Source organism: Arthrobacter sp. NyZ413 (genome assembly GCF_049390645.1).
Taxonomy (GTDB): domain Bacteria; phylum Actinomycetota; class Actinomycetes; order Actinomycetales; family Micrococcaceae; genus Arthrobacter.
In genome coordinates, this window is sequence record NZ_CP155435.1 from 25216 (window position 1) to 39237 (window position 14022).

The window sequence follows — 14022 nt, forward strand, 5'->3', positions numbered from 1 at the left end:
CAGCAAAGGACACACACCATGAACGACCGTATTGCACGCGCCGCACTGACCCGTCTCTTCGAACCCGGCGACCGTGTCGGGCGTGCCCTCGTGGGCAGGCTCGGCGCGTACGCCTCGTTGCGGCTTGCGACCGGCGCGCAACCCGTACACGCCATTCCGGAGGTCACGGTCGAAGAACTGTCAGAAGCCTTGAGCCGATGGGCTTCGCGGGTTCCGGAGGTCGACCCGGAGAAGGACCTGGCGACCATCGAACGACTGGGCGGCGGGTTCCTCATTCCCGGAGACGAGCACTGGCCGACAGGGTTGGATGATCTGCCCGACGCCCCGTACGGGCTCTGGTACCGCGGGAACATCGCCCACGGCATCCCCGCCCCGGAACGATGCGTGGCCCTGACCGGCTCCCGTGACTCCACCAGCTACGGGGCAGCAGTGACCGGTGACATCGCCTACCAGCTGGCCCAGCGGGAGATCTGCATCATCTCAGGGCTCGCCTATGGGATCGACGCCCACGCGCACCGTGGCGCCCTCGCCGGTTCCGCCGGGGAGGGCCCGGCAACGATCGCTGTCGTTGCCGGTGGCCTTGACCGCGATTACCCGGCCGGGAACGCCGACCTCGCCGCAGCTCTGCGCATCCATGGTCTGATCGTGTCCGAACAGCCACCGGCCACCGCACCCACCCGGTACCGGTTTTTGCAACGAGACAGAATCATTGCCGCGCTGGCGGGGGTGACCTGCGTGGTGGAGGCCCGCTGGCGTTCGGGGGCGTTGAACACCGCCGCGCAGGCCGAGACCATCGCCCGCCGCGTCGCAGCAGTCCCGGGAAGCGTCCACAGCGCGAATTCGGCCGGGTGCCACCGGCTGGTCAGGGACGGGGGCGCGGTCCTGGTCACGGACGCGAACGACATCACCGAACTCCTCGCCGGATAACACCCTGGGGTGGCCGGTCCCGTCCGGGGCCGGTCACCCCGGGCGGTCCGCCGTCCTGGCCGGGTATCGTTGCCGGTCGCCGACGGCGGACCGCCCAACGCGCAGAAACACTCGCCGGGACTGCGGCGTCGCGGCCCACCGGCCGCGGGTGCACACATGGGGGATGGGTCGGGGTGCTGAAGGGGTGGCTCGCAGAGCTCACCCAGAGGATCGGGCGTCCACTCCGCAAGCTCCGCGGCCGACAGTCTGGACCCGGCCGCGGGTCCGCCCCGCACCGCAGGCGCGTGCCGCGCACGCGAGGATCGGGCCTCGCTGCGCTCGGGCTGTACAAGCATTTTCTTGTCTTTTTGGCTGCTGTCCCAAGGGATTGTACGTGTCCGCTCCACCCCGTCCAGCCCCTCCTTTGTCGGGGCCTGCGGGCGGGAAACTTTGCTCCGGCGCTCGTTCCTCGCTGATTTCCTCCGCAAACTTTCCCGCCCTTGCCCTTCGGGTGGACGGGCCTCCGTCGGCCACAGCTTCGCAAGCTTCGCCAGCAGCCAAAAAGCGTCGGGGGGAGAGGGGACGCTGGCCGGTCACCTGAGCCGCCCCGCCCACCGGATCCTCAGCAAAGGACACACACCATGAACGACGCCATCCGCATTTCCAGCCCCGCCGACATCCTCGGCTTCATCCCGCACACCCTCGGATTCGCACCCCGCGAATCCTTCGTGTTCCTCACCCTGCGCGGAAACGCCCTTGGCGCGACACTGCGCGTCGATGCCCCCGTGACAGTGGACCCGGACGGGTTCGCCCGGGCCATGGTCGAGTACATCGCGCTGGACACGCACGCCACCGCCGTCCTGCTGGCCATCTACACCAGCAACGCCCCGTCCCCGGGGCAGCCGCGGCCCTTCCACGATCACGTCGAGGCCGTGATCGGTGCGCTGGAAACCGCGGGAACCCCGCTGAAAGACGCGTGGCTGGTTACCGCCGGGTACTGGCAGAACCTGCTGTGCGATCCCGACGCCGGGTGCTGCGGCCCCGAGCCGCTGGAATCCATCACCGACGGGCAGCTGAACGCCGAAATGGTGTTCCGCGGCAGCAGCTACCAAAAGCAACCCGGCACCAGCTACGCCCCCTTCACCGGCCCGGCGGACACCGCGGAGCGTATCCGTGAAGCCCTGCCCGGGGTCCTCGCCTCCGAGCTGGGCACCGGACGGGCGTTGTGGGCGGCGGCCCTCGCCGGGACCGGCGTCGCCGACGGGGAAACGACGGTGCAGCTGCTGGCGTGCTTCCAGCGCCCTGACCTTCGCGACGTGTTGTTCTGCAACGTGATCGACCCGGACCGGCCCGATGCCCAGGACAGCGGGGACCTGCTGATCGGGCAGGGAATCGTCCCGGACTGGAACCGTGTGGACAGGGCGCAGGACATGGCACGGGTTCTGATCGACGCCGCCCCCGAAGGCTACCGCGCACCGTTGCTCACCTTGATTGGCTGGCTGGCCTACCTCAAAGGCCAGTCCTCGGTCGCGGCCGACCACTTCACCGCAGCCATCGAAGACACGCCCGGCTACCGGCTCGCCGAATTGATGGATCAGCTCGTCAGCCGGGGAACCATCGCCCCGGTCGCCCAGGACGAACACACCTCCTACAAGAAGCACCGCTAAAAGAAACCGGGGGCCGGAACCGTTCAAGGTCCGGCCCCCGGCGCGGCGGCGGCCTCCCCCGCTGCGCTCCTCCGGCCGCCGATCAACGCTGACGCGGGCGCAGCACCCGCAACAACGTCCAAGCACCCGCCGCCGGGCTACAGTGGAAAGGCAACGACCCACCACTCACCCCGGGGAGCGCCATGGGCCACAACTTCATCCTCACGGACGACGACGCCGCACCCGCCGGCGCCACCCACGCCCAGGACGTGATCGAACTGTCCATGCTCACCATGGACCAGGGTTCCTCAGTCGTGGACCTCTCCTGGGAAAAACCACCACTGGACTACTGACCCCGCAGCTACGACGCTGCACCACATGGTTTCCTTTTGCTGAGGGAATAAACAGAGGCCGGCCCCGCGGGGGCCGGCCTCAGCCAGTTAACGGCGACCCTGACGGGCCCGGAACGCCGGACGAAGGGCGGTCAGGACAAAGGCCGGGCCAGCTGGATGGGGAGGTCGGTGCAAAATGCCCGTATCCGTCAGCCAGTATTCAGCCGATCCGATCACCAAGGATTGCGGTCCCCACCGGCTTGAGGCCGGGAGGTCCCTCCATTTTGCCGGCCCGGAAAGAATTCTGGCCCTGTGTCGGTCAGGTTGGCGGCTGTGGTGGGGGATCAGGCGCGCACCACGTGCACCCCCGCGGTCTCGAGTTCCTCGGCCAGCGCGGAGTTCAGGCCGGTATCGGTGATGAGGGTGTCGATGGAGGTGATGGGGGCGACGAGTCCGAGGCCGGTGCGGCCGATTTTGGTGTGGTCCGCCAGAACAACTACTCGTTTGCCTGCCTGGACCAGTGCCCGTTTGACCACGGCCTCGGCCATGTCCGGGGTGGTGAGGCCGTCCTCGACGGTGAGTCCGTTGGCGCCGAGAAACGCGACGTCGGCGCGGACGTCAGCGAGTGAGCGCTCTGCCCATGCCCCGACGGCGGCCAGCGTGGTGCCGCGGATCGTGCCTCCCACAAGGTGGAGGGTGATGTTGGGGCGACCGGCGAGCAGCGTGGCGATGGGCAGCGAATGCGTTACCACGCCCAGTTCCCGGTCGGCCGGAAGGATTTCCGCGAGGCGGTAGGTGGTCGTGCCGGCGTCAAGGATGATCGCCCCGCCATCGGGCAGTTCAGCCAGCGCCGAGCGTGCGATGGCTTCCTTCTCGGCCGAGAGCAGCCCTTGGCGCGTGTCCACACCCGGTTCGAAGCCCAGGCGCTCGAGCGGGATCGCGCCCCCGTGCACGCGGCGCAGCAGTCCGCGCCGCTCCAACTGGGTCAGGTCCCGACGGACCGTCTCGGGTGTGACGTCGAGTTCGTTCGCGAGCGTCGTCACGTCAACGCGTCCGTCGGCGCGCGCGCGATCGACGATCGCCTGGTGCCGTTCCTGTGCGTACATGTTCTCTCCAGTCGTCCCCGACGCTGGCGGTTCGCCGGTTGGTTCATGTCCGTTTCTATGCCCATTTCTGTTCGTTGTCCAAACGGGCAGGGAACAGCATCGTGCATTCGGTGCGAGGTACAAGCACCCGGGCAGGACCGGGGAGACCCGGACCTGCCCGCACAGGCCGACCCGGGTCTCCCTCCGCCGGTCAGGACGCCGCGAACGCCTCGGCGCGCTCGATCTGCCCCGCAGTGGGCACCACACCGGTGTACATCGTGAACTGTTCCTTGGCTTGGCGCATCATCACCTCGTCGCCGCTGAGGACCTGCCTGCCGAGCTCACGGGCGAGCTTGACGAGCGGTGTGTCCGGGGGCAGGTACACGACATCGAGCACGGTGTCCGCGGCTTCGACGATTTCGCGGTTGAACGCGAGCTGGTCCGCTTCAGGACCCCCTGCCATGCCTACGGGCGTGGCGTTGATCAGGAGCCGGGGACGCCGGCCGCCGAGCTCGGGCACCGCGGACACCCCATATCGGGCTGCGAGCCGTTCGCCGCGCCCGAGGTTGCGGGGCGAGACCACGACGCCGTTGGTGAACCCGGAATCGACCAGGGCGGCCAGCACGGCCTTGCCCATTCCGCCGGCCCCGAGGAGCGCGAAGTCGGCACCGGAGGGCACACGGTGTTCGGCGAGCATGGCACGCACCGCCAGGTAGTCGGTGTTGTACCCGGTGAGCACGCCGTCCTCGTTCACGATCGTGTTGACCGAGTCGATCGCGGCGGCCGAGGGATCGATGGTGTCCAGGAACGGCATGCACGATTCCTTGTACGGCATCGAGACGCCGGCCCCGCGGATCCCGAGCGACCGGATGCCGCCGATGGTCGCGCCGATGTCCGATGAGGTGAATGATTTGTACACGTAGTTCAGGCCGAGCTCGTCGTGGAGGAAGTTGTGGAATTTGTTGCCGTGGTTGCCCGGGCGGGCGGCGAGCGAGAGACACATCACGGTGTCGCGGTCGATGGAGTTCATCGGTGCTGGGTTTCCTGTCGGGTCAGAGCGTTGCGGGAGCCGAAGACGCGGCGGACGCTTCAGCGGAGACTGCAGCCTCGGCCTTGGCATCCGGCCGTCCCCGCCCGGGCGTCTTCGCGGCGATGACGAGCACGGCCGAGAGCACGAAGCCCGCGACGAGCGCTGCGAGGAAGAGAAGGGGTTGCCCGATCAGGGGCAGGACCCAGATGCCGCCGTGCGGGGCGAGCTGCCCGGCTCCGAACATCATGACGAGCCCGCCGCTGAGGGCGCCGCCGGCCATGAAGGACGGGATCATGCGCAGCGGGTCCGCGGCCGCGAACGGGATCGCGCCCTCGGAGATGAATGAGGCCCCCAGGAGCCAGCAGGACTTGCCGGCCTCGCGCTCCTGCTCGGTCCAGATTCCGGGCCTGATGAGCGTTGCCAGGGCGATCGCCAGCGGAGGGACCATCCCTGCCGCCATGACCGCGGCCATGATCATCGCGGGCGAGTCGGAGGCTGTTGCGGCGTTGGCCAGGCCGGTCGTGGCAAATACGTAGGCGACCTTGTTGACCGGCCCGCCGAGGTCGAAGCACTGCATGAGGCCCAGGATCGCCCCGAGGACGATCAGGGAACCGCCCTGCAGCGAGTTCAGCCCGGAGGTGAGGGAATCGTTGATCCATTTCATCGGCGGGCCGATGATCAACGCTGTCGCGATGCCGACGACGGTGACGGAGACCAGGGGGATCACGACGACCGGCATGACGCCCCGGACTCCCTTGGGGACCTTCCAGCGGCTCGCCCACAGGGCGATGAAGCCGCCAAGGAATCCGCTGACAATGCCGCCGAGGAACCCGGCGCCGACGAGCCCGGCCGCGAACCCGCCCACGAACCCGGGGGCGATGCCTGGCCGGTCGGCGATCGCATACGCGATATAGGCCGAGAGCGCCGGGACGAGGAACGCGAAGGACCACTTGCCGACCCAGAACAACAGGACGGCCCAGGACTGCAGGGACTCCCAGCTGAACCCGTGCGAGATCCAGTCGACAAACGCCGTGGCATTGCTGCCGTCCACGACCTTGGTGACCGCGACCGGACCGTTGGCCGACCACGCCACGGTCGCCAGGAGGAACCCGACCGCGATGAGGATGCCGCCCGCGGCGACAAACGGGATCATGTGCGACACACCCGTCATCAGGTACTGGCGGATCCGGCCGCCGGCACCCTGGCGTTGCCGGCGGTGGGCGCCCGCGGTCCCCGGGGCCGCGACCGGGCCGGTTCCACGGCCGCCGCCCGCCACGGCCGTTGCCGGCGCGCCCGACCCGACGGCGGCCACGGCCTGGGCGAGGACGGCGCGCGGGTCGTGCACTGCGGCCTTGACGCCGACGTCAACGAGCGGTTTCCCGGCGAAGCGGGCCTTGTCTTTGACCTCGAGATCCGCGGCGAAGATCACGGCGTCGGCGTCGGCGATGAGCTGCGGGTCCAGGGCGGCAGTGCCGATCGAGCCTTGCGTCTCGACGCTCACCGTGTGCCCGGCGGCCTCGGCGGCCTGCTCAAGGGCCTCGGCGGCCATGTAGGTGTGGGCGATCCCGGTAGGACAGGAGGTCACGGCGACGAACTTCACGAGAAAACCACCTCCCGGTCGACGAGGGCCGATGCGGCCTGCCTGCAAATGCTGTGCTGTTCCGGTGTGTACAAGACGGCTCCGTCCTGGCTGTCGGCGGACCGTCCTTGGCCCCGCCTTGGTGGCGACGGGACCACCCCGGCCCCGCCCAGATCTGTGTTCGTCTTTTTTTATCACCACATACATTTGTTAAGCAATGAAATTCCGCCAAAACAACACCAAAACAGACACAAACAGATATTTTGCATGTCCGTAGCGGGCGGTCCGGTCCGTTTTTGGGGTGATGCGGGGATGGCCGGCCAGTGCCTCAGTGAACCATGCACCCGACACTGGCGCAGTTAAGCCACGGGGAGGCGGAGGCGTTTTGCCGCCAGACGTGCCGATCGCAAACGGAAATCCCGGACATGGGACAGGCCCCGGTTCTCTGGACAGGCATGGTGCGCGGAGTCAAGAACGAGCCGGTGGGGGTCCTCGGACCCCCGGCCGTCGCTCACCATAGCCAATCCGGCCTTTTCGCAGCGTTCGCAGCCGCCAGCCTGTTGCCGGTCGCTGATCCCGCCGAGCTCGGATGCAGCCTCTTCCGGCGACGGCCTGTCTTTTCCTTCATCGCTGAAACCCCGGCTTTCCGGGGCAGGAAAGTGCCTTCTTTAACTCTGCCCTTCCCTGACTCTGCAGGGGGTGAGGTCCTCCTTGAACCTTCCATCCGGGAACGATCACCTACAAGCGTCTGGCCTCCTCGCCGAAGGCTTCCTGGCGGACTGTCCTCTGGGTAATCCTGCGGGAGTATGCTTTGGCTTGGGACGGAGGGCCGCCGATGAGCGAAGCCAACAAAGAACTTGTGCGCCGCCATTTCCAGGAAATCTGGAACCGGAGGCAGCTGGAGGTCTGCGACGAAATCATGGCCGACTCATACGTGGAGCACGCCAAAGCGCCCTTTGGCACGAGCGAACCGGGCGCCGTTGTCGGCCCCGAGGCAATGCGCGAAACGGTGCGGTGGCTGCTCACGCAGTTCCCGGACATGACCATGACGGTCGAGGCGATAGCCGCCGACGGCGATACCGTCGCCGCCCTTGTGCTGTCCGAAGGCACGAATCTTGGCCGACTCAACGGACGCGGCCCCGCCACGGGCAAGAGGATGTCGGCACGTCAATCACACTGGTTCAGGGTGGAGGACGGCAAACTGGCCGAACATTGGGCAACTCGCGACGACCTCACGGCGATGCTCCAGCTGGGCGTGGTCAAGCAGCCCGGACCGCCGAAAATCATCTCGATGATCCAGCGACTGAGGGGCCGCCGAAACCGGACACCGGGCCCTGCCGCCTGATCCCACACCCATCTGATTGCCCGGAATCCAACCCGGCGCAACACCTCCATGCCATATGACCGCGATGCCTCCGGCCGCCCGCGACCGGGCCGACAAGCAGTTGGTGCTCACGTATTCGCCCCCGGATGACCTGGCGCCCGAGGGCCGCCGCCCCCGGGCGAACCACCGTGCCTGCTCACCAGCGGCTGACCGCCCTCCCAAGCCCGACCCGGACCCGCAACCCCACCACCTATCCCGGACGGCCGGGCTGGTCACCATCGTTCAGCTGCGCTGAACCCGCAAAGACTTCCTTTGTGCCGAAGGAGCAGTCCAGGGCCGGCATGTCCGGTCCTTAACCGCCGGCGTTGATGTCCACAGCACACCAGAGAGGAACTGTCTTGCTGGAACCGGGCGCTTCCCCTGCCGGAACCCGCCCCGGGTTGGCGGTAGTGGTTAGGATCGAGCGGTGGCACTGACAGCATCGCTCAAGGAAGAACTCTCCGGCCTGCAGACCAGAACCGTCGCGGCCCGCAAAGCCGAAACCGCGGCGTTGCTGCGGTTCGCCGGCGGCCTGCACACCGTGTCCGGCCGGCTCGTGATCCAGGCCGAGTTCGACCTTCTCTCCACGGCCCAACACCTGGCCGCAGCGATCGCCGCACTGTACCGGCGCCCGAGCCAGATCCACCCCGTCCCGGGCGGACACTCCCGGCCCGGTGGCCGCTACCTTGTCCGCATCGGACACGACAGCCAGACACTGGCACGCCAGATCGGGTTGCTTGACGCACGCGGGAACCCCGTCCGCGGACTGCCGCCCGCCGTCGTGAACGGCACCCTCGCCGACGCCGAAGCCGTCTGGGCCGGAGCGTTCCTGGCCCAAGGCTCACTCACCGAAACCGGCCGGGCCTCCGGCCTGGGCATCACCTGCCCCAGCCCCGAAGCCGCCCTTGCCCTGCAAGGTGCCGCACGGCGCCTGGGCATCGACACCACCACCCGCGACATCCACGGCATCATCCGCGTCGTGATCCGTGACGAGAACGCCACCGCCGACATGCTCGCCCGCATGGGCGCCCCCACGACCCGGGCGTTATGGCAGGCCCTGTCCCGGCACAAGGACACAAAAACCACTGCGGCCCCCGGGGCGGCCAACTTCGAGACCTCCAACCAGCGCCGGAGCGCCGAAGCCGCCCGGCAAGCCGTCGCCCGCGTCCAACAAGCCCTCCACACCCTCGGCGACAACGTCCCGGACAACCTCAAACAAGCCGGGCAGCTCCGCATCGCCCACCCCGAAGCCAGCCTCGAAGAACTCGGCCGCCTCGCCGACCCGCCCCAGAGCAAAGACACCATCGCCGGACGCATCCGCCGCCTCCTGAAAACAGCAGACAAACACACCACCCACCAGAACGCCCCGGCCAACGAAAGCCGAACCCCGCAGAACCACCCCGAACACGGCCGCTAACCACCGATGTTTGGTGGTCTTTCCCGACCATGGGCCCACATGAGGGTGCTGCCGGGGCCCGCAGGCCCCGGCAGCACCCTCACGACCACGACAACCAAGGCCCAGGCCTCGTCGGACACGACAAGCATCCACACCCCAGACCACCCGGCCCGCCACGGCGCGTGATGAGGGTTCTTTCAGCCGGGACCACACGGAACTCCTGATGGGACCAACAGTTCCGGGGCACAGGAACCACGACTGCCACGAGGGTTTCAAGGCACCGGGGGAGTCACGCCGGGCTACTTTCCGTTCATTATCCAAAACCCACCACGAGCTATTTCCTGTTATTTCAAACAGCCGTTATCGGGCCTGCATGGACCCGGAAGCACCGTTTTCCCATTCCCGTAGCACCACCTCCGCCACACACATCTTCTCCGTGAAAAATATTTCCCAAAACCTCTGGAAATCGGGCCAAAACACTGGATAATTCAGTTGAATAGCGCTAGAATTGAAGTACAGAGTTAGCCAGACGAACCCTTACTGACGTGATACGAAACCAGGTACTGAACATGACTCTCACCATTTACACCAAACCCGCCGGATGCTTCGCCTGCACGAAGACCAAGCAGAAATTCACCGACGCCGGCATCGCCTTCCGCGAAGTCGATCTCACCACCAACCCGGCAGCGCTCGAGTTTGTCGAGGACCTGGGTTTCGCGCAAGCCCCGGTGGTGCTCTATGAGCGGGAAGGGTCCGAGGACTGCTGGTCCGGGCTGAACCCGGGCAAGATCGCCCAGGTCATCGCCATCGAAACCGCAGCGGCAGCATGAACAACGCCCAGCCGCCGCGCCGCGATCCCGGCCTGCCGCCCCGGCGTGAAGGACTCAGCCCCCGCACCATGGCAGACCTCGAGACCTTCGGCCGCGAAGCCAACCCCTCCGCCACCGTCAACCCGCCCGTGATTGATCCGTACGTGGTGCTGCCCGACCCGGTCGCGCCCTGGTACGACACCGAAACCCCCGCCACCAACACCGCCCACGCACCGCAGCGCAGCACCGGAAAGGCAGTCACCATGTCAGGCGAAACCACCATCACGGTCACCGGCAACCTCACCGCCGACCCCGAACTCCGCCAGGTCACTCGGGGGTCCGGAACAACCCCGGTGGTGAACTTCACCATCGCCTCCACACCCCGCACCTACGATGCCCAGGCGAACGAATGGAAGGACGGGGAGACCCTTTTCCTGCGTGCCACCGCGTGGCGCGACCTGGCCGAACACGCCGTAGCCACCCTGTCCAAGGGCTCCCGTGTCGTAGCCACCGGTGTCCTGAAGCCCCGCAGCTACGAGACCAGGACGGGGGAGAAGCGCACCGTGGTGGAACTCGAGATCGAGGAGATCGGCGTCTCCCTCAAGTTCGGGCCGATCCACCGCACGTCCACCCATACCACGGCCCCATCCGGGGCGGTCCGCACCCGCCCCGACGCCCAGGCGCCTGCAGCTCCCGCCGTACGGGGCATTGCCGGCACCGGGAATTCACCGGCAGTCAACGCCGACGGGTACGCCGAGGACGACCCGTGGTTCGGGAAAGACGCCAACCCCGCCGCCTGGGCCACCGAACCGGCCGAGCCTTCGTTCTGAGCCACCGTACCGGGCGGGGTCGGCCAGGACGCCGGCCCGCCCTTCCAGCATCGTCAACAACCAAACCGCAGCCGGAAAGGAAACCATCATGATCCAGGACAGCACCATCACCGCGATCCTCGAGAACAACTACATCCCCGCACCCCTGCACACCGACCCGGAGCTGCGTTCCATCGCCTACAGCCTCGCCCGCCTGAATGACCCTGTATCCGGCCCGGAAGCCCGGTTCTACGAGGCCTGTTCCGAGATGCCGGGCGACGAAGACGGCGAGGACAGCTACCTGCTCAACAACACCGCCGCGCTGCGGGAGATCTACCACCAGCAGCTCTCCGACCGGCGCGACGAACTCGAGCCCTAGGATCCCGGCTCCTGGTTATCGGCGGGCAGCCCCGGCGAACAGTGCCGGGGCTGCCCGCGGGGTCTTTAGCTTGACGCCCCTTGGCCGTAGCGTTTCATCCAACACGAAGCACCCCGCCCGGAGGAAGAAGACCACACGATGAGACAGCTCATGGCTATTTCCGCGGCCGAGACGTCCCGGCCCCCGGGCTTTGCGGACTGGATGGTCGCGGGGGCACCGCTGTTCTGGGTGATCCTTGTCCTGTTCTTCGTTGCCGTCGCCGGGTACATCCTCTGGTCGATACGGAAAGAACGCCGGCTCACCGCGCTCATACAGAAACTCAGCACTGAGACATCCACGCCCGGGCACGCCGGCCCGATGGACACCCGCGAACCCGGGAAGGGCTGAGGGCGCCGTCCGCCACCCGGCCTGACACCCCCGCAGACCGGTGAGCGGGTGAAGGTGGCCGGTAGGCTGCCCTTTGGGGGAGTGCAGGCGTTACCTTTCGAGAACAGGACTGACTGACATGACTGACGCAGACGCGTTTCGTGCCTGGGCCAAAGGCTCCTACACCATCGAAGCCGCGACCGAACTGCTCCTTAGGGCCTTTGGCGGCCGCTTCGCCGCCCCCGGAAACCCGTGGGTCCATGTCGACAGCACCGACGGTGACCACCCGAAGACCGCGTGGATCGACTTCGAAGCCATCCCCGAACACACCGGGCCATTGTCCGGGGGCGAACGCCGTCTCCTGGCCATTGCCGCGTCGATCGCCGAGGATGTCCCGATCGTCCTGGGCGATGTGATCCCCGGGCTTGACCGGGACGTCCTGGACCTTGTCCTCGCTGCCCTGGCCCATGCCGGGGGCAGCCACGAACACACCGACGGCCACTTCAGCGGCAACGGGACCTTCGTCCTCGGCCGCGGATACGCCGATAGCCTGCACCCCTGGCCCCGGGAGAGCCCCGGCAGCCATGGCTGACAGGAGGCTCCCCAAGGCGGTGGCCAAGGACAAGACGGCCACCCCGTACTTCACCGAAGAGGACATGAACCAGATCCGCGCCGCCGTGAACGCCGTCGGCCGGCTCGAAGGCTACGCCTCCATCACCGACCTCATCGAAGCCGCCACCTTGCGCGAACTCAAACGCCTGCAACGCAAACACAACCACGGCGACCCCTGGGAAGGCATCGGCCCCGGGATCCTGCGCCGAGGCCGTAGAACCCGCGCCGAAACCGCAGCCCGCGAAGACCGGCACCACTGACGCCACCGGGGCGGCTAGCCCTGCAGGCGCCTGATCTTCTCAATGGCCGCCTGCGCAGCCGCCCTGTCCTGCTCGCGCGCCACGTTCCTTGCTTTCCTTGCTGCGCGTTTCCTGGCCAGGGGCCGCCAGATGAGCAACGCGAGCACCGCCACGAGGACGACAAGGAACGCTATCGCCACCGGATTTCCCTGCCAGAGCGCCCCGACGAAACCGCCGACCAAGAGGAAGAGCAGGACGCGACCGAGGAGCTGCTGCTTCTGCCGGGTAGTCAATAGTGCCATGGTCAGAGGCTAACCCGGTCCGGGCTCAGTCCTCGTTCCATTGGAGCCGGAGGATGCCGAATGCTTCCTGGAGGGCAGGGTCGTCGTGGCCGAGTTCCACGTCTTGGATGTTGGTCAGTCGCGGGCTGACGGGAGGATCCCCGGGGCGTTCGAAGACGGCCCATAACGGCAGGTCATCTCCGTGGCGGGAGGCGAAGGTCACCCCGTCCACCGTGGTGGTCTCGCACAGCCACGCGGCGATGGCCTGGGTCAGGTGCCGGGGCCTGGCATCCTTCAGTGCTGCGGCATCGAAGTCATGCAAGCCCAAACCCAGGGCCATGCCGATGAAATGCGGATACAAGGCGCCCACGGTCCGGGACGAGGTGACGGCGCAGAAGCTGCCGGAGAGTTCAGCGCGGGTCGCGGCCCGGGCCTGGAGCCATTCACGCGGCACCGTGCCCGGCGGCAACGTGGGGTGGAGCGCCGCGTCCTCATCGTCTTCTTCAATGTCCGAGATCCCGGCAACGAGTCTCGGATCGGCCCGGAATCCGGCCAGGACCTCCAGGAGGCAGGCCGTCAGGGTCGAGCCGGCATAGACGGTGCGGAAGTTGCCGTGCAGGTCATCCCACCGTCCGGAAACCTGCCCTCGCCCGCCCATTCCCAACCGCTCCACGCCCACGGTTCGGGGCGGAACCCGATGCGCCACACGGTGCCCGCAGCAGGCACAATGCTCAGTTCAGTCTGATCCATCCCTCAGCCTGTGGCCGCGAACGCCCGGGCCGCGGCAAGGACCTGACGCGCCGCGTCATCCACATCGCCCTCACGCAGGAGCCTGGCCGGCGGCACATCCTCCAGTTGCGGGTTCATGCCCTGGAACCAGGCCTGGACCACGGTCCGGGAGTCCCGCTCGGCCAACAGCGCGGCCACATGGTAGGCGTGGCGGAGCCGGACCATGACCTCGGCCGAGGGCTTCCGCTCCCCGTCGGCCCATTGCCGTACCGCCCGGGTTTCCTTGACCGAACCGATATACGCGACGAGTTTCGCGCCCAGGATGTCCCTGAGCTCGCGGACCAGTTCAGCCTCGGGCAACCTCACCGAGTCCTGATGCGCCTTCAGTCCGCCGCGGGCTCCTGCAACTGCTGTCATAAGTCCATGCTCCCATGAACAACAAGCTGTTTCAACAGCACAAT

General features: G+C 67.4%; 18 protein-coding genes. 12 read left to right on the top strand and 6 right to left on the bottom strand.

Annotated elements, in window-relative coordinates; translation table 11 throughout:
- Positions 1–18 precede the first annotated feature (18 nt).
- The 3 genes from dprA to ABCW42_RS20900 all read left to right on the top strand — a co-directional run bounded on the left by dprA (position 19) and on the right by ABCW42_RS20900 (position 2905).
- Positions 19–927: a DNA-processing protein DprA gene (gene dprA, locus ABCW42_RS20890; protein WP_423185087.1), complete on the top strand. Its 909-nt coding sequence runs from the start codon at positions 19–21 to the stop codon at positions 925–927.
- Between the two features lie 620 nt (positions 928–1547).
- Complete coding sequence (locus ABCW42_RS20895; RefSeq protein WP_423185088.1) at positions 1548–2573, top strand: DUF4192 domain-containing protein; 1026 nt, start codon at positions 1548–1550, stop codon at positions 2571–2573.
- A 182-nt stretch (positions 2574–2755) separates the two neighbouring features.
- The gene (locus ABCW42_RS20900; RefSeq protein WP_423185089.1) at positions 2756–2905 is read left to right on the top strand and encodes a hypothetical protein; all 150 of its coding nucleotides are present in this window, start codon (positions 2756–2758) and stop codon (positions 2903–2905) included.
- A gap of 323 nt (positions 2906–3228) precedes the next feature.
- Here ABCW42_RS20900 and ABCW42_RS20905 read toward each other — a convergent pair whose 3' ends face one another.
- The 3 genes from ABCW42_RS20905 to ABCW42_RS20915 form a co-directional block, all read right to left on the bottom strand.
- A complete protein-coding gene (locus ABCW42_RS20905; RefSeq protein WP_423185090.1) occupies positions 3229–3990 on the bottom strand; it encodes a DeoR/GlpR family DNA-binding transcription regulator in 762 nt (253 codons plus the stop codon).
- A gap of 190 nt (positions 3991–4180) precedes the next feature.
- Positions 4181–4999 (bottom strand): shikimate 5-dehydrogenase, encoded by an 819-nt coding sequence (locus tag ABCW42_RS20910; RefSeq protein WP_423185091.1) that lies wholly within the window; start codon positions 4997–4999, stop codon positions 4181–4183.
- A 22-nt stretch (positions 5000–5021) separates the two neighbouring features.
- The gene (locus ABCW42_RS20915; protein ID WP_423185092.1) at positions 5022–6599 is read right to left on the bottom strand and encodes a PTS fructose transporter subunit IIC; all 1578 of its coding nucleotides are present in this window, start codon (positions 6597–6599) and stop codon (positions 5022–5024) included.
- Positions 6600–7413: 814 nt separating this feature from the next.
- Between ABCW42_RS20915 and ABCW42_RS20920 the strand changes: the two genes are divergently transcribed.
- The 9 genes from ABCW42_RS20920 to ABCW42_RS20960 all read left to right on the top strand — a co-directional run bounded on the left by ABCW42_RS20920 (position 7414) and on the right by ABCW42_RS20960 (position 12572).
- Positions 7414–7923 carry an ester cyclase gene (locus ABCW42_RS20920; protein ID WP_423185093.1) on the top strand — a complete coding sequence of 170 codons (510 nt, stop codon included), beginning with the start codon at positions 7414–7416 and terminating at the stop codon, positions 7921–7923.
- A gap of 55 nt (positions 7924–7978) precedes the next feature.
- A complete protein-coding gene (locus ABCW42_RS20925; RefSeq protein ID WP_423185094.1) occupies positions 7979–8197 on the top strand; it encodes a hypothetical protein in 219 nt (72 codons plus the stop codon).
- A gap of 171 nt (positions 8198–8368) precedes the next feature.
- Positions 8369–9358, top strand: coding sequence for a DNA-binding protein WhiA (whiA, locus tag ABCW42_RS20930; protein WP_423185095.1), 990 nt, complete (start codon positions 8369–8371; stop codon positions 9356–9358).
- 548 nt (positions 9359–9906) lie between these two features.
- Positions 9907–10167 (top strand): glutaredoxin family protein, encoded by a 261-nt coding sequence (locus tag ABCW42_RS20935; protein ID WP_423185096.1) that lies wholly within the window; start codon positions 9907–9909, stop codon positions 10165–10167.
- Positions 10164–10976, top strand: coding sequence for a single-stranded DNA-binding protein (gene ssb, locus ABCW42_RS20940; protein WP_423185097.1), 813 nt, complete (start codon positions 10164–10166; stop codon positions 10974–10976). The genes ABCW42_RS20935 and ssb overlap by 4 nt, the downstream gene beginning before the upstream one ends.
- A gap of 88 nt (positions 10977–11064) precedes the next feature.
- Positions 11065–11334, top strand: a complete 270-nt coding sequence (locus ABCW42_RS20945; RefSeq protein ID WP_423185098.1) for a hypothetical protein — start codon at positions 11065–11067, stop codon at positions 11332–11334.
- A gap of 138 nt (positions 11335–11472) precedes the next feature.
- Complete coding sequence (locus ABCW42_RS20950; RefSeq protein ID WP_423185099.1) at positions 11473–11721, top strand: hypothetical protein; 249 nt, start codon at positions 11473–11475, stop codon at positions 11719–11721.
- A 118-nt stretch (positions 11722–11839) separates the two neighbouring features.
- On the top strand, positions 11840–12292 hold the full coding sequence (locus tag ABCW42_RS20955) for a hypothetical protein (protein ID WP_423185100.1): 453 nt from the start codon (positions 11840–11842) through the stop codon (positions 12290–12292).
- On the top strand, positions 12285–12572 hold the full coding sequence (locus ABCW42_RS20960) for a ParB family protein (protein WP_423185101.1): 288 nt from the start codon (positions 12285–12287) through the stop codon (positions 12570–12572). The genes ABCW42_RS20955 and ABCW42_RS20960 overlap by 8 nt, the downstream gene beginning before the upstream one ends.
- A gap of 14 nt (positions 12573–12586) precedes the next feature.
- On the opposite strand, the gene ABCW42_RS20965 is transcribed toward ABCW42_RS20960, so the two are convergent.
- The 3 genes from ABCW42_RS20965 to ABCW42_RS20975 form a co-directional block, all read right to left on the bottom strand.
- A complete protein-coding gene (locus ABCW42_RS20965) occupies positions 12587–12853 on the bottom strand; it encodes a hypothetical protein (protein WP_423185102.1) in 267 nt (88 codons plus the stop codon).
- Between the two features lie 25 nt (positions 12854–12878).
- Positions 12879–13490, bottom strand: coding sequence for a hypothetical protein (locus ABCW42_RS20970; RefSeq protein ID WP_423185103.1), 612 nt, complete (start codon positions 13488–13490; stop codon positions 12879–12881).
- Between the two features lie 95 nt (positions 13491–13585).
- Positions 13586–13978: a hypothetical protein gene (locus tag ABCW42_RS20975; RefSeq protein ID WP_423185104.1), complete on the bottom strand. Its 393-nt coding sequence runs from the start codon at positions 13976–13978 to the stop codon at positions 13586–13588.
- Positions 13979–14022 lie beyond the last annotated feature (44 nt).

What these genes read in the sequence shown, in the direction of transcription:
- dprA (WP_423185087.1), top strand. Translation starts at nt 19, where the DNA reads ATGAACGACCGTATTGCACGCGCCGCACTGACCCGTCTCTTCGAACCC.
- ABCW42_RS20945 (WP_423185098.1), top strand. Translation starts at nt 11,065, where the DNA reads ATGATCCAGGACAGCACCATCACCGCGATCCTCGAGAACAACTACATC.
- ABCW42_RS20895 (WP_423185088.1), top strand. Translation starts at nt 1,548, where the DNA reads ATGAACGACGCCATCCGCATTTCCAGCCCCGCCGACATCCTCGGCTTC.
- ABCW42_RS20925 (WP_423185094.1), top strand. Translation starts at nt 7,979, where the DNA reads ATGACCGCGATGCCTCCGGCCGCCCGCGACCGGGCCGACAAGCAGTTG.
- ABCW42_RS20920 (WP_423185093.1), top strand. Translation starts at nt 7,414, where the DNA reads ATGAGCGAAGCCAACAAAGAACTTGTGCGCCGCCATTTCCAGGAAATC.
- ABCW42_RS20975 (WP_423185104.1), bottom strand. Translation starts at nt 13,978, where the DNA reads ATGACAGCAGTTGCAGGAGCCCGCGGCGGACTGAAGGCGCATCAGGAC.
- ABCW42_RS20910 (WP_423185091.1), bottom strand. Translation starts at nt 4,999, where the DNA reads ATGAACTCCATCGACCGCGACACCGTGATGTGTCTCTCGCTCGCCGCC.
- ABCW42_RS20935 (WP_423185096.1), top strand. Translation starts at nt 9,907, where the DNA reads ATGACTCTCACCATTTACACCAAACCCGCCGGATGCTTCGCCTGCACG.
- ABCW42_RS20950 (WP_423185099.1), top strand. Translation starts at nt 11,473, where the DNA reads ATGAGACAGCTCATGGCTATTTCCGCGGCCGAGACGTCCCGGCCCCCG.
- ABCW42_RS20965 (WP_423185102.1), bottom strand. Translation starts at nt 12,853, where the DNA reads ATGGCACTATTGACTACCCGGCAGAAGCAGCAGCTCCTCGGTCGCGTC.
- ABCW42_RS20970 (WP_423185103.1), bottom strand. Translation starts at nt 13,490, where the DNA reads ATGGGCGGGCGAGGGCAGGTTTCCGGACGGTGGGATGACCTGCACGGC.
- ssb (WP_423185097.1), top strand. Translation starts at nt 10,164, where the DNA reads ATGAACAACGCCCAGCCGCCGCGCCGCGATCCCGGCCTGCCGCCCCGG.
- ABCW42_RS20960 (WP_423185101.1), top strand. Translation starts at nt 12,285, where the DNA reads ATGGCTGACAGGAGGCTCCCCAAGGCGGTGGCCAAGGACAAGACGGCC.
- ABCW42_RS20955 (WP_423185100.1), top strand. Translation starts at nt 11,840, where the DNA reads ATGACTGACGCAGACGCGTTTCGTGCCTGGGCCAAAGGCTCCTACACC.
- ABCW42_RS20905 (WP_423185090.1), bottom strand. Translation starts at nt 3,990, where the DNA reads ATGTACGCACAGGAACGGCACCAGGCGATCGTCGATCGCGCGCGCGCC.
- ABCW42_RS20900 (WP_423185089.1), top strand. Translation starts at nt 2,756, where the DNA reads ATGGGCCACAACTTCATCCTCACGGACGACGACGCCGCACCCGCCGGC.